The sequence below is a fragment of the Cupriavidus sp. USMAA2-4 genome (assembly GCF_001854305.1).
Lineage (GTDB): Bacteria > Pseudomonadota > Gammaproteobacteria > Burkholderiales > Burkholderiaceae > Cupriavidus > Cupriavidus malaysiensis.
This window is the reverse complement of record NZ_CP017748.1, coordinates 3,409,547-3,429,055: the sequence shown is the minus strand read 5'-3', so window position 1 is coordinate 3,429,055 and position 19,509 is coordinate 3,409,547. Positions and strand designations below refer to the sequence as shown.

Below are 19,509 nucleotides of genomic sequence, written 5' to 3'. Positions count from 1 at the left end.
GCGACGAACCTCAGGTGGGGGAATCGGAAGGGGCAGGGGCAGCGGCGGAACCGGCCGGGCCGGCCGGATCGGCCAGCGCGGCCAGGATGTCGCCGGCCCCCTGCGCCAGCAGTTCATCGCCCACGCCGGCGCCGAGGCGCTCGGCCTCCGCTGCGCTGGCGGCCGGACCGGCCGCGCTCGCCCGCAGGCAGCGCGTGCCGTCCGGCAGCGCGACGAAGGCATCGAGGCGCAGCTGCGTGCCGTCCCAGCGTGCATGGGCGGCCAGCGGCACCTGGCAGGAGCCGCCGAGCGCGCGCGAGACGGCCCGCTCGGCCGTCACCGCCAGGAACGTGGGGTTGTCGTTGAGCGGTGCCAGCCAGGCGGCCAGCCCGGGCCGGTCGGCGCGGATCTCGATGCCCAGCGCCCCCTGCCCGGCGGCGGGCAGCGAATCTTCCGGTGCCAGCAGCGCACGGATGCGTGCCCCCAGGCCGAGCCGCTTGAGGCCTGCCGCGGCCAGGATGATGGCGCCGTAGTCGCCGCGGTCCAGCTTGGCCAGGCGCGTGTCGAGATTGCCGCGCAGCGGCCGGATCTCCAGATGCGGGTAGCGCGCGCGCAGGGCCGCTTCGCGGCGCAGGCTGGAGGTGCCGACCACGGTGCCCGGCGGCATCTCTGCGAGCGAGGCGAAGCGCTCGCTGACCAGCGCGTCGCGCGGATCCTCGCGTGTCATCACCGCCGCCAGGGTGAAGCCCGCCGGCAGTTCCATCGGTACGTCCTTGAGCGAATGCACCGCCAGGTCGGCACGGCCCTCGGCCATCGCCACCTCCAGCTCCTTGACGAACAGGCCCTTGCCGCCGACCTTGGACAGAGTCCGGTCTAGAATCTGGTCGCCGCGCGTGGTCATGCCCAGAATGGACACATCGCACGCGGGGTAGTATTGTTGCAACGCAGCACGCACATGTTCGGCCTGCCAGAGTGCCAGACGGCTTTCACGGGAGGCGATCACGAGCTTGCGCGGCACAGCAGTTGCGGTATCGGTGGTAGACGGCGGGGTGGCGGATGCATGCATCCGGCAATGGTAGCACGCACCCCCTGCGCCACCCGGCGCCGACAGATCACAGAAGACCACGAGGAGATTGCATGACGCAGCCCGCTGCGCGCCCCGCCGGCCGAGGAGCCGCCTCGGCCGCCCGTAGCCCCGCCCCCGCTTCCGGCCAACCCGCCGACCCCCAGGAATCCAAACCCTCCCCGCGCCGCAGGACAGCGAAATCCGCCAAGGCAAGCGGCACGGCGACCACCGCCAAGGTGACCGGTAAGACACCCGCCGCCAATGCGGCGTCGATCGGCAAGGCTGCCGGCGCGACCCGTGCCGCAGTGGAAGGCACCACCGGCTCCGCTGCGCGCCGCAGCGCCGACAAGGACCTGCCGCTGCGCGAGGACATCCGCTTCCTCGGCCGCCTGCTCGGCGACTGCCTGCGCGAGCAGGAAGGCGAGGCGGCCTTCGACGTGGTCGAAACCATCCGCCAGACCGCGGTGCGCTTCCGCCGCGAGAACGACCGCGCCGCGGGTGCCGAACTCGACCGCCTGCTCAAGCGGCTGTCGCGCGACCAGACCAACTCGGTGGTGCGCGCCTTCAGCTACTTCTCGCACCTGGCCAATATCGCCGAGGACCAGCACCACAACCGCCGCCGCCGCGTGCACGCGCTGGCCGGCTCGCCACCGCAGCCGGGCAGCCTGGAGCGCGCGCTGGCCGATATCGATGCCGCCGGAGTGACCGGGAAGGCACTGCGCAAGTTCTTCGACGAGGCACTGATCGTGCCGGTGCTGACCGCCCACCCGACCGAGGTGCAGCGCAAGAGCATCCTCGACGCCGAACGCGAGATCGCCCGCCTGCTGGCCGAGCGCGACCTGCCCATGACCGCGCGTGAGCGCGAACAGAACACGGCGCGCCTGCGCGCCTGCGTGACCACGCTGTGGCAGACCCGCATGCTGCGCAACACGCGCCTGATGGTGGTCGACGAGATCGAGAACGCGCTGTCGTACTACCGCACGACCTTCCTGCGCGGCATCCCGCAACTCGTCAGCGAGCTGGAGGACGATATCGCCAAGGCCTTCCCGGCCGCCCGCAAGGGCCAGGGCAATGTCCCCGCGCGCCGGCTGCCGCCCTTCTTCCAGATGGGCACGTGGATCGGCGGCGACCGCGACGGCAATCCCAACGTCACCGCCGAGACGCTGAATTACGCGGCGCGGCAGCAGTCGATGCTGATCCTGGAGTGGTATCTCGACGAGCTGCACGCGCTGGGCGCCGAACTGTCGATGTCGAGCCTGATGGTGGAGGCCAGCCCCGCCTTGCTGGCCCTGGCCGAAGCCTCGCCCGACCGCTCCGAACACCGCGCCGACGAGCCCTACCGCCGCGCGCTGATCGGCATCTACGCGCGCCTTGCCGCCACCAGCCAGGCCCTGACAGGCCACGCCGCGCCGCGCCACCCGGTGGCCGACGCCGAACCATACGCCAATGCCGAGGCGCTGGCCGCCGACGTGCAGGTGGTGATCGATTCGCTGCGCGCCCACCACGGCGAGGCACTGGCGCGCACCCGCATCGACGCGCTGGCGCGCGCCATCGACATCTTCGGCTTCCATCTGGCCTCGATCGACATGCGCCAGGTCTCCGACGTGCACGAGGCGGTGGTTGCCGAGCTGTTCGCCACCGCCGGGGTGGAGGCCGATTACGCCGCCCTGCCCGAGGCGCGCAAGCTCGAGCTGCTGCTCGCCGAACTGCGCCAGCCGCGCCTGCTGACCCTGCCCTGGCACGCTTATTCCGAGCAGACCCGCAACGAGCTGGCCATCTTCGCCAAGGCGCGCGAACTGCGTGCCCGCTACGGCAAGCGCGTGGCGCGCAACTACATCATCTCGCACACCGAGACGCTGTCCGACCTGATCGAGGTGATGCTGCTGCAGAAGGAAACCGGCCTGCTGACCGGCGCACTGGGCGACCGGCGCGACCCGGCGCGCATGGAACTGATGGTGATCCCCCTGTTCGAGACCATCGAGGACTTGCGCAATGCCGCCGGCATCATGCAGTCGCTGCTGGACCTGCCGGGCTTCGCCTCGGTGCTGGCCCACCACGGCGGCGAGCAGGAAGTGATGCTGGGCTATTCGGATTCCAACAAGGACGGCGGCTTCCTCACCTCGAACTGGGAGCTCTACCAGGCCGAGCTGGCCCTGGTCCAGCTGTTCGAGGCGCGCAAGGTCAAGCTGCGCCTGTTCCACGGCCGCGGCGGCACCGTCGGACGCGGCGGTGGCCCGACCTACCAGGCCATCCTGTCGCAGCCGCCAGGCACGGTCAACGGCCAGATCCGCCTGACCGAGCAGGGCGAGATCATCAACAGCAAGTTCGCCAACGCCGAGATCGGCCGGCGCAACCTGGAGACGGTGATCGCCGCCACGCTGGAGGCCTCGCTGCTGCCGACACAGAACGCTCCCAAGGACCTGGCCGCCTTCGAGGCGGCAATGCAGCAGTTGTCCGACCACGCCTTCCGCGCCTACCGCGACCTGGTCTACGAGACGCCGGGCTTCAAGGACTACTTCTTCTCCACCACGCCGATCACCGAGATCGCCGACCTGAACCTGGGTTCGCGGCCGGCTTCGCGCAAGCTGATGGACAAGAAAGGCCGCCGCATCGAAGACCTGCGCGCCATTCCCTGGGGCTTCTCCTGGGGCCAGTGCCGCCTGCTGCTGCCGGGCTGGTACGGCTTCGGCAGCGCGGTCAAGGCCATGCTCGACGGCTGCGCCGACGAGCGCGCCCACAAGGCTGCGCTGGGTACCCTGCGGCGCATGGTCAAGCAATGGCCGTTCTTCTCCACGCTGCTGTCCAATATGGACATGGTGCTGTCCAAGACGGACCTGGCGGTGGCCTCGCGCTACGCCCAGCTGTGCGATGACGCGGCGCTGCGCAAGAAGGTGTTCTCGCGCATCAGCGCCGAATGGCACCTGACCTGCGAGATGCTGGCGCTGATCACGGGCCGCCAGGAACGGCTGGCGGAGAACCCGCTGCTGGCGCGCTCGATCAAGAACCGCTTCGCCTACCTCGATCCGCTGAACCACCTGCAGGTCGAGCTGCTCAAGCGCTTCCGCTCGGGCAAGGACGGCGACGATATCCGCGTCCGGCGCGGCATCCACCTGACCATCAACGGCGTCGCGGCCGGCCTGCGCAACACAGGCTGACGCAAGATCCCCGGCCCGCCCCCGCCCCGGCAAGGAAGCGGACCGGGGGCGCCGGGCCCTGCCCCATGCGCCTTGCAGCCCCCCCCCGGCGGCGGGCGCGCCCTCAATCCACGAAAGCCCCTGGCACCGGGTCCTCGCCCAGCGCGGACAGCAGGATGGCCCGGTGCATGGCTTCGTCGCCCAGGATGCTGCCGGCCGCCTTGGCCAGGTGCCGGCTGTGGAAGCTGGGCAGCACCCCCAGCTAGGCCGCGGTCGCGCCTTTTTCCAGCCGGCGGCAAAGCGCAGCACATCGGCCGGCGTCTTGAGCTGCGAACGCCCGTGCCGGGGAAACCGTGGTGAGGCGCCTGGAGCACCTTTCCCTGGATCCCGCGCGGGCCCTGCAGCTCTGGGCGCTGCCTGCCCTGGAGCGCCCGCCCGCGCTGGCCGTCAGCATCGAGCCGCCGGCAGGCTCGCCCAGCCCCGATGATCCGAGCGGCCCGATCGTCTTCCAGGGCCAGGTGATCGACAGCGCGCTCTGAGCGCGCGCGGCTGGCCTTCGCTGCATCTCCTTTCTCCGGTGGGCACGATGGCGGCCGGCCACGGCGATATAATCGCGCTTTCCGCAATTTCCGCCGCCTGCCGGGCTTCGTGCCGGCGCCGCGGCGACATTCCGCACCGACCGCCCATGACCTCCCAACTTGCCAAGAAAGGCGAAGCCTGGTCCGCCCGCTTCTCCGAACCGATGTCCGACCTGGTGAAGCGCTACACCGCCTCGGTGTTCTTCGACAAGCGCCTGGCGCTGTTCGACATCCAGGGCTCGCTCGCGCACGCGGCCATGCTGGCCAGGCAGGGGATCATCGCCGAGGCGGACCGCGCCGCCATCGAGCGCGGCATGACGCAGATCCGCGGCGAGATCGAGGCGGGCAGCTTCGAGTGGAAGCTGGACCTGGAGGACGTGCACCTGAACATCGAGGCACGCCTGACCGCACTGGTCGGCGACGCCGGCAAGCGCCTGCACACCGGCCGCTCGCGCAACGACCAGGTGGCGACCGATATCCGCCTGTGGCTGCGCAGCGAGATCGACACCATCATCGGCCTGCTGGGCGCGCTGCGCGGCGCGCTGCTGGACCTGGCCGAGAAGAACGCCGATACCATCCTGCCGGGCTTCACCCATCTGCAGGTGGCCCAGCCCGTGACCTTCGGCCACCACCTGCTGGCCTACGTGGAAATGTTCACGCGCGACGCCGAGCGCATGGCCGACTGCCGCCGTCGCGTCAATCGCCTGCCGCTGGGCGCGGCCGCGCTGGCCGGCACCAGCTACCCGATCGACCGCGAGTTCGTCGCGCAGCAGCTCGGCTTCGAGGGCGTGTGCCGCAACTCGCTGGACGCCGTCTCGGATCGCGACTTCGCCATCGAGTTCTGCGCCGCCGCCGCGCTGGTGATGACCCACGTGTCGCGCTTCTCGGAGGAACTGGTGCTGTGGATGAGCCCGCGCGTCGGCTTCATCGACATCGCCGACCGCTTCTGCACCGGCAGCTCGATCATGCCGCAGAAGAAGAACCCGGACGTGCCCGAGCTGGCGCGCGGCAAGACCGGCCGCGTCAACGGCCACCTGATCGGCCTGCTGACCCTGATGAAGGGCCAGCCGCTGGCCTACAACAAGGACAACCAGGAAGACAAGGAGCCGCTGTTCGACACGGTCGACACCGTGGTCGATACGCTGCGCATCTTCGCCGACATGGTGCCTGGCATCACGGTCAAGCCCGAAGCCATGCGCGCCGCCGCGCTGCAAGGCTACGCCACCGCCACCGACCTGGCCGACTACCTGGTCAAGCGCGGCCTGCCCTTCCGCGATGCCCACGAAGCCGTGGCGCACGCGGTGCGCGCCTGCGACGGGCGCGGCTGTGACCTGGCCGACCTGAGCGTGGCCGAGCTGCGCGAAGTCTCCGGCCTGGGCGACAAGGCCGCGCTGATCGGCGACGACGTGCACGCCGTGCTGACGCTGGAAGGCTCGGTCGCCGCGCGCGACCACATCGGCGGCACCGCCCCCGCCCAGGTGCGCGCGGCCATCGCCGCGGCGCGCGCCGCCCTGCAGTAAGGCCGCGCGGCCGGGCCGGGCCCGGCCATGCCGCCCCGGCCCGCGGGCTGGATGGCGGGGGCAATGCAGCCGGCCCGCGTAGGTTTCACATAAGTTCTCTGCAAGAAAAAAGCCGCCGAGGCAATCGCCCGGCGGCTTTTTTCTTGCGCGCAATTCTTGCGCATTGCGGTAGGTATTAGCCCCAAGCGCCGATAGATTTTGTTACAGATAAACTAATCGGCGCAAAAAAACCCCGGGGAGACAACCCATGCAATACTTGCTTGGTCTGTCACGACAGATCGACAGGTTAAACCAGCACACGGGCAGGCTTGCAAACATCATGATCCTGCTGTCGTGCCTGGTAAGCGCCGGCAACGCCCTGCTGCGCTACGGCTTCAACCTCAGTGACAACTGGCCGCTCGAGCTGCAGTGGTATATGTTCGCCGTGGCCGTGATGTTCGGTGCCGCCTATACCTTCCAGCGCAATGAACACGTACGCGTGGACCTGATCTACGGCAACGTTTCGGAGCGCGCCCAGCACTGGATCGACATCTTCGGCATCCTGGTCTTCCTGCTGCCGTCCTGCGTCCTCTTCGCCTGGCTTTCCTGGGAATCGCTGTTCCTGCCCTCGTGGCGCATCCTCGAGCAATCGGGCAATTCCGGCGGCCTGCCGCGCTACCCGATCAAGCTGGTGGTGCCCGTCGGCTTCGCCCTGCTTGCGCTGCAGGGCGTGTCCGAGCTGATCAAGCGCGTCGCCGCCCTCAAGGGCCTGGTGCGCATCGAATCGAAATACGAGAGGCCGGTGCAATGATTCCCGTCGAGTATATGCCGCCGCTGATGTTCGGCGGCCTGGTGGTATTCATGCTCATCGGCTTCCCGGTGGCATTTTCGCTGTCGGCGGTGGGCCTGGCCTTCGGCTTCCTCGCCATCGAATGGGGCTATTTTCCCGTCAGCTTCCTGCAGGCAGTGCCGAGCCGGGTGTTCGGCAGCGTGCTGGCCAACGAACTGCTGCTGGCCATTCCCTTCTTCACCTTCATGGGAGCCATCCTGGAGAAGTGCGGGCTGGCCGAGGACATGCTGGACTCGATGGGCCAGCTGTTCGGCCCCGTGCGCGGCGGCCTGGGCTACTCCGTGATCATCGTCGGCTTCATCCTGGGCGCGATCACCGGCACGGTGGCCGCGCAGGTGATCGCCATGGCGATGATCTCGCTGCCGGTGATGATGCGCTACCGCTACAACATGAAGTACGCCACCGGCGTGCTGGCGGCCTCGGGCACCATCACCCAGCTGGTGCCGCCGTCGCTGGTGCTGGTGGTGCTGGCCGACCAGCTCAAGACCCCCGCCGGCAGCGCCGACGTGGGCAGCATGTACCTGGGCGCCTGGGGCCCCTCGGTGGTGCAGATCGCGCTGTTCGCCCTCTACACCTTCGTGCTGGCCCGCATCAAGCCCGACTGGCTGCCGCCAGTCCCGCCCGAGGCGCGCACGCTGCAAGGCTGGGCCCTGTGGAAGAAGTGCCTGCGCGGCATCATTCCCTGCGCCGTGCTGATCTTCCTGGTGCTGGGCACCATCATGCTGGGCATCGCCACCCCGACCGAGTCGGGTGCCATGGGCGCGGTCGGCGCCCTGGTGCTGGCCGTGCTCCGCGACAAGGGCTTCAACCGCATCGACCGCAACATCTATCGCCTCGGCCTGGCCGCGACCGGCATCACCGTGATCGCCGGCATCGTCGCCTTCGGCTCGCACGCCTTCCGCATCCCGCTGGCGCTGGTCTACCTGGTGATCGTCTGGCTGCTGCTGCGTGCGGGCCAGCTGAGCGAACTGCGCGGACTGATCGTCGAGGCCTACCAGTCGACCTCCCGCATCACCGCCATGGTGGTCTTCATCCTGATCGGCTCCACCTGCTTCTCGGTGGTGTTCCAGGGCGTCGACGGCGGCGCCTGGGTCGAGCACCTGTTCAGCTCGCTGCCCGGCGGCTGGATCGGCTTCCTGATCGTCGTCAACCTGTTCATCTTCTTCCTGGCCTTCTTCCTCGACTTCTTCGAGATCGCCTTCATCGTGGTCCCGATGCTGGCGCCGGTGGCGGTCAAGGTGCTGGCACCGGTGGTAGCCGACTCGATGGGCGGCAACCCGGAAGCAGCGGCCACCGCCGCGCTGGTGTGGTTCGGCGTGATGCTGTGCGTGAACATGCAGACGTCCTTCATGCATCCGCCGTTCGGCTTCGCGCTGTTCTACCTGCGCGGCATCGCCCCCAAGGAGGTCAAGAGTTCGGACATCTACTGGGGCGCCCTGCCCTGGGTGGTGCTGCAGCTGGTGATGGTGCTGCTGGTGATGTTCTGGCCCGGCATGGTGACGGGCCTGCTCGACAAGGGTTCGCTGCACCATAGCAATTCGGCGGAGGTCAGTATTCCGTTGGGCAATGACGCGGACAAGGGCGGCGGCTCGGGGGCGGCGTCTGCACCGGGCTCGCTCGAGTTGCCTGCGGCGCCGACGCAGGAGGAACCGGCTGCGCCGCAGTTCGATTTCGAGAAGAAGAAATGACGGTGCGGGTGTCGCCGGGTTGCGGCGATGCCGGGGATTTGAGCTGTTGAGGAAAATGCCGCCCGGTTTGGACTGGGCGGCATTTTTCTTTTTGGGGGTGGTGCTTACTGCGGGCTTGCGCGTTTGTGTGGGCGGCTTTGGTCTGCGGGGCAACGGCCTGTTTCGGCTCCCCCTGCGGGGAGCCGGCCAACCATCGTGGCTCGGTGCTTGCGGCATGAGTTCGAGCGATGTCGGTCTGCGAGGGAACGGCCTGTTTCGGCTCTCGTGACTTGGTGCTTTGGTTGGGGCGATGTCGGTGTGCGAGGCAAAAGCCTGTTTCGACTCCCCTGCGGGGAGCCGACCTACTTTCTTGTCTTGCCAAGAAAGTAGGCAAAGAAGGCGCGCCGGGTGCGGCTCAACCCCCCCTCGCGTGCTGGGGCAAAGAGCGGCCGGGCCCCAACTCGGATCGCCTTAAGGCGATCCTCAGACAGGGGGCCCTCTTTTCCGCTCCTTGCCCCAGCCCGCGAGGCGCCGCACACGGCAGGGAACAGACGCCACGCCTCGCTTCGCTTCGGGTTGAGGGGTGTTCGGCCAGCTTGCTGGCCGAACACGAAAGCTCAGCAGACCAAGCCTTCACGCTATATCGAATTCGTTGGCAGACCGATGGCTTGGCTTTCGCTTTTGCACTCTGAAAGTGCTCGGCAAGCTTAGCCGTCACGCAAAAGCGAGCCCGCTCGTAGACCAACGGTTGGCCTTTCCCTCCCGTGTGCGGCGCCTCGCGAATTAGCCCCGGCCGCCGATGAAGCCCGTCCGCTGTCTGAGCGGCCGCAGGCCGCGAGTTCGGACGGGCGCGGCGGCCGGGGCTGATTCGCGAGGGGGAGTCGCCGCACCCGGGTCGCCTTTCTTTGCCTACTTTCTTTGGCGAGATGTATAGACCGGGGACATGGTGGACAGGTGTGCGAGGACATGGTTGACACTTCACGGCAGAGTTTCTGCCGGAGTCCGTCATGCCCTGGAGCCCACGCGACACCATGAGCCTGCGCCACGAATTCGTCCTGCTCGCCCAGCAAGAGGGCTGCAATCGCCGCCAGCTATGCCAACGCTACGGCATCTCCCCGCAGACCGGCTATAAGTGGATTGCTCGGTACACCGAACAGGAGATGGCTGGCTTGGTCGAGCGGTCGCGCCGGCCCGCGACCAGTCCGACCCGAACGGCGGAGGAACTGGAGCGACTGGTCGTCGACCTGCGCCTGCAGCACCCGGCTTGGGGCGGGCGCAAGATCAGCCGACGGCTTCAGGATCTGGGCCACACACCGGTGCCGGCTCCGAGCACCGTGACGTCCATCCTGCATCGACATGGCCTGATCTCACCCGAAGCCTCGGTCAAGGCCCAGCCCTGGCAACGCTTTGAACATGCGGCGCCCAATCAGCTGTGGCAAATGGATTTCAAGGGCGGCTTTCGCACGCACGATGGCCAGATGTGCTCGCCATTGACGGTACTGGACGATCATTCCCGCTTCGCCGTCACGCTGGCCGCCTGTACGCAGACCCACACCGCTGTGGTCCAGGAGCACCTGGCCCAGGCCTTTCGCCACTTCGGACTGCCTTGGCGCATCAACGCCGACAATGGGGCGCCGTGGGGCAGTCCCTCACAACCGGGGCAGCTCACCGGCCTGGGGGTCTGGCTCATCCGGCTAGGCGTGCGCCTGACCCATAGCCGTCCGGCCCATCCTCAAACCAATGGCAAGGACGAACGCTTTCACCGCACCCTCAAAGCCGAAGTGATCAATGCCCGTGGCTTTGCCTCCAGCCTGCAAGCCCAGCATGCGTTTGATGCCTGGCGCGATATCTACAACTTGCAGCGCCCACATGAGGCACTCGGCCTGGCGACGCCGGTGACACGCTATCAGCCCAGTCCTCGCTCCTATCCGGAGGTGCTACCGGAGATCGAATACGGCCCTGACGATCTGGTAGTGAAGATCAAATGGGACGGACAACTGCGCTTTCGCGGGCAAACCTTCAAAGTGTCCAATGCCCTACGAGATTTCCCGGTCGCCTTGCGCCCACAACCCAACCACGATGGACGATTCGATCTGTATTTCGTCGATCACTGCTTCGGCTACATCGATTTGAACGACCACCAGGCGGCCTAATATGTGTCAACCATGTCCTCGCACAGGTGTCACCTATGTCCCCGGTCTATACAGCGAGACAAAGAAAGTAGGTCGGCTCCCCGCAGGGGAGTCGAAACAGGCTGTTGTCTCGCACACCAAAGCCGCCCACACAAACGCGCTAGCCCGCACCAAGCGCCAGCCCCAGAAAAGAAAAATGCCACCCAGCCCGAACTGAGTGGCACCCTCCGGTCAATACCATCACGCCCGCCGCCTGCAGCAAACAGGCAAACGACCGTCTTACTTCACGCAGTCAACGAAATAAGCCTTCTGCCCATCGACCACTTCTTCCACCAACCCGTGGATATCGGTCTCAAAGCCAGGGAACAGCTTATTGAATTCCCGCGCGAACTGCAGGTACTGCACGATCGTGCGGTTGAAACGCTCACCCGGGATCAGCAGCGGAATGCCCGGCGGATACGGCGTCAGCAGGATGGCAGTGACGCGGCCTTCCAGCTCGTCGACCGGCACACGCTCGATCTCGCGATGCGCCATCATGGCCCATGCGTCCGACGGCTTCATCGCCGGCTCCATGTCCGACAGGTACATCTCGGTGGTCACGCGGGCCACGTCATTGGCCTTGTAGACACTGTGGATGGCATCGCACAGGTCGCGCAGGCCCATGCGCTCGTACTGCGGATGCTTGCCGACGAACTCCGGCAGCACGCGCCACAGCGGCTGGTTCTGGTCGTAGTCGTCCTTGAACTGCTGCAACTCGGTCACCAGCGAGTTCCAGCGGCCCTTGGTGATACCGATGGTGAACATGATGAAGAAGGAATACAGTCCCGTCTTCTCGATGATGATGCCGTGCTCGGCCAGGTACTTGGTGACGATGGCCGCGGGGATGCCGCGCTCACTGAACTCGCCGTCCACGTCCAGGCCCGGGGTGATGAGGGTGGCCTTGATCGGGTCCAGCAGATTGAAGCCGTCGGCGAGGTCGCCGAAGCCGTGCCAGCGGTCATTGGCCTGCAGCATCCACTCTTCGCGGTCGCCGATACCATCTTCGATCAGCGCGTCCGGGCCCCACACCTTGAACCACCAGTCGCCGTTCTTGCCGGCGACATAGTCGCCTTCGACCTTGCGCATGGCGCGGCGGAAGTCCAGCGCTTCCTGGATGCTTTCCTCCACCAGCGCGGTGCCGCCGGGCGCTTCCATCATCGCCGCGGCCACGTCGCAGGAGGCGATGATCGAGTACTGCGGGCTGGTCGAGGTGTGCATCAGGTACGCCTCGTTGAAGCGATGGCGGTCCAGCTTGCGCGTCTCGGAATCCTGCACGAGGATCTGCGAGGCCTGCGACAGGCCGGCCAGCAGCTTGTGCGTGGACTGCGTGGCGAATACCAGCGCGTCCTGGCTGCGCGGGCGATCACGGCCGATCGCGTGCATGTCGCGGTAGAAATCGTGGAAAGCGGCGTGCGGCAGCCAGGCCTCGTCGAAATGCAGCGTGTCGATCTCCGTGGCCAGCATCTGCTTGATCTGCTCGGCGTTGTACAGCACGCCGTCGTAGGTGCCCTGGGTGATGGTCAGGATGCGCGGCTTCTGGTTCTTGGCCTTGCTGGCGAACGGGTGCGCGGCGATCTTCCGGCGGATCGTCTCCGGGTCGAACTCGCTCTTCGGAATCGGGCCGATGATGCCGTAGTGGTTGCGCGTGGGCATCAGGAAGACCGGGATCGCGCCGGTCATCATGATGGCGTGCAGGATGGACTTGTGGCAGTTGCGGTCCACCACCACGATGTCGCCGGGCGCCACATTGGCGTGCCAGACCATCTTGTTCGAGGTCGAGGTGCCGTTGGTGACGAAGAACATGTGGTCGGAATTGAAGATGCGCGCGGCATTGCGCTCCGAAGCCGCCACCGGGCCGGTGTGGTCGAGCAGCTGGCCGAGTTCGTCCACCGCATTGCAGACGTCGGCGCGCAGCATGTTCTCGCCGAAGAACTGGTGGAAGACCTGGCCGACCGGGCTCTTCAGGAAGGCCACGCCGCCGGAGTGGCCGGGGCAGTGCCAGGAATAGGAGCTGTCCTGCGCATAGTCGATCAGCGCCTTGAAGAACGGCGGCGCCAGCGAGTCGAGGTAGACCTTGGCCTCGCGGATGATGTGGCGCGCGACGAATTCCGGCGTGTCCTCGAACATGTGGATGAAGCCGTGCAGTTCGCGCAGGATATCGTTGGGGATATGGCGGGAGGTGCGGGTCTCGCCATACAGGAAGATCGGCAGGTCGGTGTTGCGGCGGCGCACTTCGCTGACGAAGGCACGCAGCTTCTCGATGGCATCCGCTTCGGGACGGTCGTCCTCGCTGACGAACTCGTCATCGTCGATCGAGACGATGAAGGTCGAGGCGCGGCTCGACTGCTGGGCGAAGGAAGTCAGGTCGCCGTAGCTGGTCAGCCCCATGACCTCCATGCCTTCCGCCTCGATGGCCTGGGCCAGCGCCCGGATGCCCGAGCCGGAGATGTTCTCGGAGCGGAAGTCTTCGTCGATGATGATGACGGGAAAGCGGAATTTCATCGGGGCATCCTTGCTAGACGTAAAGCACAAAGGACTTGAGCCACATGGCCGCGGGGTGGTTCCCGCCAGCGGCTGCATGTGGCTCCTGAGTCAGGTCGCGCCGGCTGCCCGGGGATCTCCCGGACCGGCACCGCCGGCATGAGCGCCGGCATTGTATGCGATCAGGTTTTCGGCAGTGTGACACCGTGCTGGCCCTGATACTTGCCGCCACGGTCTCGGTAGGAGGTCTCGCAGACCTCGTCGCTCTCGAAGAACAGCACCTGGGCACAGCCTTCGCCGGCATAGATCTTGGCCGGCAGCGGCGTCGTGTTGGAGAACTCCAGGGTCACATAGCCTTCCCACTCGGGCTCGAACGGCGTCACGTTGACGATGATGCCGCAGCGCGCGTAGGTGCTCTTGCCCAGGCAGATCGTCAGCACGCTGCGCGGGATGCGGAAATACTCCATGGTGCGCGCCAGCGCGAACGAGTTCGGCGGGATGATGCAGACGTCGCCCTTGAAATCGACGAAGGATTTCTCGTCAAAGTTCTTGGGATCGACGATGGTGCTATTGATATTGGTGAAGATCTTGAATTCGTCGGCACAGCGGATGTCGTAGCCGTAGCTCGAGGTGCCGTAGGAGACGATCTTGCGCCCGTCGGCCTCACGGACCTGGCCGGGCTCGAACGGCTCGATCATGCCGTGCTGCTCCGCCATGCGGCGGATCCATTTGTCGGATTTGATGCTCATCGAAGGTGGGCGATCTGCGGGTGGGAGGCAGCGCCGCGCAAGGGCGGCGGGCCGGCGATGGGGCGCATTGTACAACCAATCGGTGCGCGCTCCGCGCGGGTTCCGGCGCCCGGCCGGCCCGGTTGCCGGGCACCACCCGGCCAGGCTGCGCCGGCCTCAGGAGGCCGCGATCACGCCGCAGGCGATGCGCGCGCCGGAATTGCCGGCGGGCTGCGACTTGTAGTCGTCCGGATCCTTGTGCACCACCACCGCGCGCCCGATGACACCGTCCTTGCCGGTCCCGACCGACATGCCGTGCAGCATGAATTCCGCGCGCGCGGTGCCGTTGGCATCGGCCTTCAGGTTGGGGATGTCGCCGGCGTGGTGGTCCGGCGAGGCGGTCGAGCCGTGCGGACGGCCTTCCGGATTGAAATGGCCGCCCGCGCTCATGGCATCGGGCGCCGAGCAGTCGCCCTTCTCGTGCACGTGGAAGCCGTGCTCGCTGCCGGGTGCCAGGCCTGTCACCACGGCCTTGACCATCACCATGTCGCCTTGTTGGGTAAAGGTGACCGTACCCCCGGTCTGGGTACCGCTTTTCGCCGCCAGCGTCGCCGCTGCGGTGGAGGGTCCGATCAGATTGCCGGTGCTGCAGGCGGCCAGTGCCGCCGCGGCGCCTGCCATGGCCAGGCCGAAGAATACACGGGTCATGCGTCGCCTCCTTGCGCAGAAATGGAGCGGGAAATGATGCGGTGATCGAGCAGCCGAATTGTAACGCGGGAATCCCCCCGCCTTGGCCGGCCGCGGAAAAAACGGCACGGCCGGACAGCGGCGGAATCAGGTGTTCTGCACCACGATGCTGGGAAACTTACTGCTCATGTCGCGCGCCTTGTCGGCGACCTTGATCGCCACCTTGCGCGCGATCGCACGATAGATGCCGGCCACCTGGCCGTCGGGATCGGCCACCACGGTGGGCCGGCCGGAATCGGCCTGCTCGCGGATGGACAGGTTCAGCGGCAGGCTGCCGAGCAGCTCGACGCCGTACTCGGCGCACATGCGCTCGCCGCCGCCCTGGCCGAAGATGTGCTCGACGTGGCCGCAGTTCGGGCAGCAGTAGACCGCCATGTTCTCGACGATGCCGAGGATCGGGATGCCGACCTTCTCGAACATCTTCAGGCCTTTCTTGGCATCGAGCAGGGCGATGTCCTGCGGCGTGGTGACGATCACCGCGCCGGTGACCGGCACCTTCTGCGACAGCGTCAGCTGGATGTCGCCGGTACCCGGCGGCATGTCGACGATCAGGTAGTCGAGGTCATGCCAGTTGGTCTGGCGCAGCAGTTGCTCGAGCGCCGAGGTCACCATCGGGCCGCGCCACACCATCGGATTGTCCTGCTCGATCAGGAAACCGATCGAGTTCGCCTGCAGGCCGTGGCCCTCCAGCGGCTCCATGGTCTGGCCGTCGGTCGATTGCGGACGGCCATCGATGCCCAGCATCATCGGCAGGCTGGGCCCGTAGATGTCGGCATCCAGCATGCCCACGCGCGCGCCCTCGGCTGCCAGCGCCAGTGCCAGGTTGACGGCCGTGGTCGACTTACCCACTCCGCCCTTGCCCGAGGCCACCGCGATCACGTTCTTGACGCCCGGCAGCAGCTTGACCCCGCGCTGCACGGTGTGGGCGACGATCTTCATCGTCACCGCCACGCTGGCATTGCCCAGGCCGGGAATTTGCCGCAGCGCAGCAAGCACCATCTGCCGGATCGGTTCCATCTGGCTCTTGCCCGGGTAGCCCAGCTCGACCTCGAGCGACACGTCGGCGCCGTCGACCCGCACATTGCGGACCGCTCGCGTCGACACCAGATCCTTGCCCGTATTGGGGTCGATGACGCTGCGCAGGACTTCGGTAACCTGGTCGAGGGTGAGGCTCAAGGCAATCTCCGCTTCGGAAATGGGGAAAGGCGCGTACTGTATCAAAGTCTCCGCGCGCCTTCCTGGCACGCCGCGCACCGGGCGATCAACCCCGGCGGCACCAGGGAATTACAGACACTTACAACTGTCACAGGCTTAGGCTTGTGCCGACACAGCCATCTCCCTATTGTAGTTCGGCCTGGGGGATGTGCGGTCCGGCTCGCCCGGCGCCACGGCCACCGCATTCGGATACGGCCGGCGCACAGGTTTGGGCTAGGATGGCAATGTTGGCAAACCGCCGCATCCATCGGCTTTTTCACGGGAAACAATCAGAAGGAGAGAACATGAACTTTAAGATCCACGTCGTCTCGCTCGCGGCTGTCGCCGTGCTGGCAGCCGGCTGCGCCACCGAACAAGGCACGCACACCGCCGTGGGCAGCGGCGTGGGCGCGGCGGTCGGCGCCGGCCTGGGCAGCCTGATCGGCGGCAACCGCACCGGCGCGCTGGTCGGCGCGGCAGTAGGCGCGGCGGCAGGCGGCGCGGTCGGCTACAACTGGAACGCGATCCGCGGCAAGCTGGACCAGGATACGGCAGGCACGGGCACGCAGATCACGGAACAGCCGGACGGCTCGCTGAAGGTCAACATTCCCAGCCAGGTCACCTTCGACACCGACAGCTCCGCCATCAAGCCGAGCTTCCGCTCGGTGCTGGACAAGGTCGCCCAGACCCTGTCGCAGCACCCGGACGTCGCCGCCACGGTGGTCGGCCATACCGACAGCACCGGCAACCCGAACTACAACCTGCAACTGTCGCAGCGCCGGGCCCAGAGCGTGGCCGGCTACCTGGGTGACCGCGGCATCCCGCGGGCCCGCCTGGCAGCCGAGGGACGGGGCCAGACTCAGCCCGTCGCGGACAACGCCACCGAGGCCGGACGCGCCCAGAATCGACGGGTCGAAATTTTTTTGAAACCAATTCAAGGATAAGGGAGTCATAGAAAACAGGTACCGCTTGCCACCGTTGCTGGCTCGCGATGGGTGGCTGACCTCCCGGGCGGTGCCTGATTTCTCCTCCTTTTCCGTTGTGGAAAGCTGCGCCGGTCTTGACCGGCGCTTTTTTTTGCCCACGCGGCCTGCAACATTTCATCATGTGCAATCGAGTGGCCGATGGTGGGGCCGGCGCCGCACCCCCGGTTCTTGGCGCTTGCTAAAATAGCCGGTCCAAGGTGCCAGGCCGCCCACCGCCGGCGGCACTGGCGCGCCGACCTCGATTCCCGCTCCTCACCGGCTCTTTCCCATGACAGCACGTCGTATCCTCGTCACATCTGCCCTGCCATACGCCAACGGCCAGATCCATATCGGCCACCTGGTGGAGTACATCCAGACCGACGTCTGGGTGCGCTTCCAGCGCATGATGGGCAACGAGGTCTACTACGTCGGCGCCGACGACACCCACGGCACCCCGGTGATGCTGCGGGCCGAGAAGGAAGGCATCACCCCGAAACAGCTGATCGACCGCGTGTGGGCCGAGCACAAGCGCGATTTCGACAGTTTCCTGGTTTCGTTCGACAACTACTACAGCACCGACTCCGATGAGAACAAGCAGCTCTCGGAGCAGATCTACCTGGCCTTGAAGGCCCAGGACCTGATCGCCGAGCGCGAGGTCGAGCAGTTCTACGACCCGGTCAAGAACATGTTCCTGCCGGACCGCTTCATCAAGGGCGAATGCCCGAAGTGCGGCGCCAAGGACCAGTACGGCGACTCCTGCGAGGTCTGCGGCACCACCTATGCGCCGACCGACCTGAAGAACCCGTACTCCGTGGTATCGGGCGCCACTCCGGTGCGCAAGAGCTCCACCCACTACTTCTTCAAGCTGTCCGACCCGCGCTGCGAAACCTTCCTGCGCGAGTGGGTGGCCGACCTGGCGCAGCCCGAGGCCGCCAACAAGATGCAGGAGTGGCTGGGCGCCGAAGGCGAGGCCTCGACCCTGTCGGACTGGGACATCTCGCGCGACGCGCCCTACTTCGGCTTCGAGATCCCCGGCGCCCCCGGCAAGTATTTCTACGTCTGGCTGGATGCTCCGATCGGCTACTACGCCAGCTTCAAGAACCTGGCCGAGAAGAAGGGCCTGGATTTCGACGCCTGGGTCGGCCCGCACTCCACCACCGAGCAGTACCACTTCATCGGCAAGGACATCCTCTATTTCCACACGCTGTTCTGGCCGGCCATGCTGCGCTTCTCGGGCCACCGCACGCCGACCAACGTCTTCGCCCACGGCTTCCTGACTGTCGACGGCGCCAAGATGAGCAAGTCGCGCGGCACCTTCATCACCGCGCAGAGCTATATCGACACCGGCATGAACCCGGAATGGCTGCGCTATTACTTCGCCGCCAAGCTCAACGCCAGCATGGAAGACCTCGACCTGAACCTCGAGGACTTCATCGCCCGCGTCAACAGCGACCTGATCGGCAAGTACGTCAACATCGCCAGCCGCGCGGCCGGTTTCCTGGTCAAGCGCTTCGACGGCGTGGTCGACGAGGCCGCCCTGGCCCACCCGCTGCTGGCCCAGCTGCGCCAGGCCGCGGCCCAGGTCGCCCATTTCTACGAGCACCGCGAGTACAGCAAGGCGGTGCGCCTGGTGATGGAGCTGACCGACGCGGTCAATGCCTTCGTCGACACGCAGAAGCCGTGGGAACTGGCCAAGGACGAGAGCAAGCGCGCGGCGCTGCACGCGGCCTGCTCGGTCTCGCTGGAAGCCTTCCGCCTGCTGACCATCTTCCTGAAGCCGGTGGTGCCGCAAATGGCGGCCGGCGTCGAGCGCTTCCTCAACATCGAAGCGCTCGACTGGCGCGCCGTCGACCAGCAACTGTCGGCCGCGCGCCCGGTGCAGCCCTACGCCCACCTGATGACGCGCGTCGACGCCAAGCAGGTCGAGGCCCTGCTGGCGGCCAACCGCGACTCGCTGCAGGCTGCCGCCGCGCCCCAGGCCGCCGCCGACACGCCCGCCATCGAGCCGATCGCCGACACCATCACCATCGACGACTTCGCCAAGATCGACCTGCGCGTGGCAAAGATCGTCCAGTGCGAGAAAGTGGAAGGCTCGAACAAGCTGCTGCAGCTCACGCTGGACCTGGGCGAAGGCCGCACCCGCAACGTCTTCTCGGGCATCCAGTCGGCCTACACGCCCGAGCAGCTGGTCGGCAAGCTGACCGTGGTGGTCGCCAACCTGGCGCCGCGCAAGATGAAGTTCGGCGTGTCCGAAGGCATGGTGCTGGCAGCCTCGGCGGCCGACGAGAAGAAGGCGCCTGGCCTTTACATCCTGGAGCCGCATTCGGGGGCGGTGCCGGGGATGAGGATCGGTTGAGCGCGGGGGGTCGCGCGCCATCGTGCGATGCCGGTCGGGTGATGCCGATCGGCATTTTTGTTTCTGGGCGTTCGGCGTTCGGGGCTGCTGGACT

13 protein-coding genes and 1 pseudogene are annotated in these 19,509 nt (G+C 66.7%); 8 read left to right on the top strand and 6 right to left on the bottom strand.

The window, feature by feature from the left end; all coding sequences use genetic code 11:
* Positions 1 to 10: 10 nt before the first annotated feature.
* A complete protein-coding gene (gene hemC, locus BKK79_RS15215) occupies positions 11 to 1,045 on the bottom strand; it encodes a hydroxymethylbilane synthase (RefSeq protein ID WP_071037958.1) in 1,035 nt (344 codons plus the stop codon).
* Between the two features lie 71 nt (positions 1,046 to 1,116).
* Between hemC and ppc the strand changes: the two genes are divergently transcribed.
* Entirely contained in the window at positions 1,117 to 4,200 is a 3,084-nt protein-coding gene (gene ppc / locus BKK79_RS15210) for a phosphoenolpyruvate carboxylase (RefSeq protein ID WP_071037957.1), read from the top strand.
* A 103-nt stretch (positions 4,201 to 4,303) separates the two neighbouring features.
* On the opposite strand, the pseudogene BKK79_RS39030 reads toward ppc, so the two are convergent.
* A pseudogene (locus tag BKK79_RS39030) lies at positions 4,304 to 4,512 on the bottom strand (ferritin-like domain-containing protein); the annotation flags it as partial.
* Positions 4,513 to 4,535: 23 nt separating this feature from the next.
* Between BKK79_RS39030 and BKK79_RS15205 the strand changes: the two are divergent.
* The 5 genes from BKK79_RS15205 to BKK79_RS15185 all read left to right on the top strand — a co-directional run bounded on the left by BKK79_RS15205 (position 4,536) and on the right by BKK79_RS15185 (position 10,926).
* Positions 4,536 to 4,718: a hypothetical protein gene (locus BKK79_RS15205; RefSeq protein ID WP_071037956.1), complete on the top strand. Its 183-nt coding sequence runs from the start codon at positions 4,536 to 4,538 to the stop codon at positions 4,716 to 4,718.
* 146 nt (positions 4,719 to 4,864) lie between these two features.
* A complete protein-coding gene (gene argH, locus BKK79_RS15200; protein WP_071014962.1) occupies positions 4,865 to 6,277 on the top strand; it encodes an argininosuccinate lyase in 1,413 nt (470 codons plus the stop codon).
* A gap of 247 nt (positions 6,278 to 6,524) precedes the next feature.
* On the top strand, positions 6,525 to 7,067 hold the full coding sequence (locus BKK79_RS15195) for a TRAP transporter small permease subunit (protein ID WP_071014964.1): 543 nt from the start codon (positions 6,525 to 6,527) through the stop codon (positions 7,065 to 7,067).
* A complete protein-coding gene (locus BKK79_RS15190; RefSeq protein WP_071014967.1) occupies positions 7,064 to 8,794 on the top strand; it encodes a TRAP transporter large permease in 1,731 nt (576 codons plus the stop codon). The genes BKK79_RS15195 and BKK79_RS15190 overlap by 4 nt, the downstream gene beginning before the upstream one ends.
* Positions 8,795 to 9,780: 986 nt before the next feature.
* On the top strand, positions 9,781 to 10,926 hold the full coding sequence (locus BKK79_RS15185; RefSeq protein WP_071037632.1) for an IS481 family transposase: 1,146 nt from the start codon (positions 9,781 to 9,783) through the stop codon (positions 10,924 to 10,926).
* A 258-nt stretch (positions 10,927 to 11,184) separates the two neighbouring features.
* On the opposite strand, the gene BKK79_RS15180 is transcribed toward BKK79_RS15185, so the two are convergent.
* The 4 genes from BKK79_RS15180 to apbC all read right to left on the bottom strand — a co-directional run bounded on the left by BKK79_RS15180 (position 11,185) and on the right by apbC (position 16,076).
* On the bottom strand, positions 11,185 to 13,446 hold the full coding sequence (locus BKK79_RS15180) for an arginine/lysine/ornithine decarboxylase (RefSeq protein ID WP_071014969.1): 2,262 nt from the start codon (positions 13,444 to 13,446) through the stop codon (positions 11,185 to 11,187).
* 161 nt (positions 13,447 to 13,607) lie between these two features.
* Positions 13,608 to 14,174: a dCTP deaminase gene (gene dcd / locus BKK79_RS15175; RefSeq protein ID WP_071014972.1), complete on the bottom strand. Its 567-nt coding sequence runs from the start codon at positions 14,172 to 14,174 to the stop codon at positions 13,608 to 13,610.
* 156 nt (positions 14,175 to 14,330) lie between these two features.
* Positions 14,331 to 14,861, bottom strand: a complete 531-nt coding sequence (locus BKK79_RS15170) for a superoxide dismutase family protein (protein WP_071014974.1) — start codon at positions 14,859 to 14,861, stop codon at positions 14,331 to 14,333.
* Positions 14,862 to 14,987: 126 nt separating this feature from the next.
* On the bottom strand, positions 14,988 to 16,076 hold the full coding sequence (gene apbC / locus BKK79_RS15165; RefSeq protein ID WP_071014979.1) for an iron-sulfur cluster carrier protein ApbC: 1,089 nt from the start codon (positions 16,074 to 16,076) through the stop codon (positions 14,988 to 14,990).
* A 323-nt stretch (positions 16,077 to 16,399) separates the two neighbouring features.
* Between apbC and BKK79_RS15160 the strand changes: the two genes are divergently transcribed.
* Together BKK79_RS15160 and metG are read left to right on the top strand one after the other, a co-directional pair.
* Positions 16,400 to 17,038: an OmpA family protein gene (locus tag BKK79_RS15160; protein ID WP_071014981.1), complete on the top strand. Its 639-nt coding sequence runs from the start codon at positions 16,400 to 16,402 to the stop codon at positions 17,036 to 17,038.
* Positions 17,039 to 17,348: 310 nt separating this feature from the next.
* Positions 17,349 to 19,415, top strand: coding sequence for a methionine--tRNA ligase (metG, locus tag BKK79_RS15155; protein WP_071037955.1), 2,067 nt, complete (start codon positions 17,349 to 17,351; stop codon positions 19,413 to 19,415).
* Positions 19,416 to 19,509 lie beyond the last annotated feature (94 nt).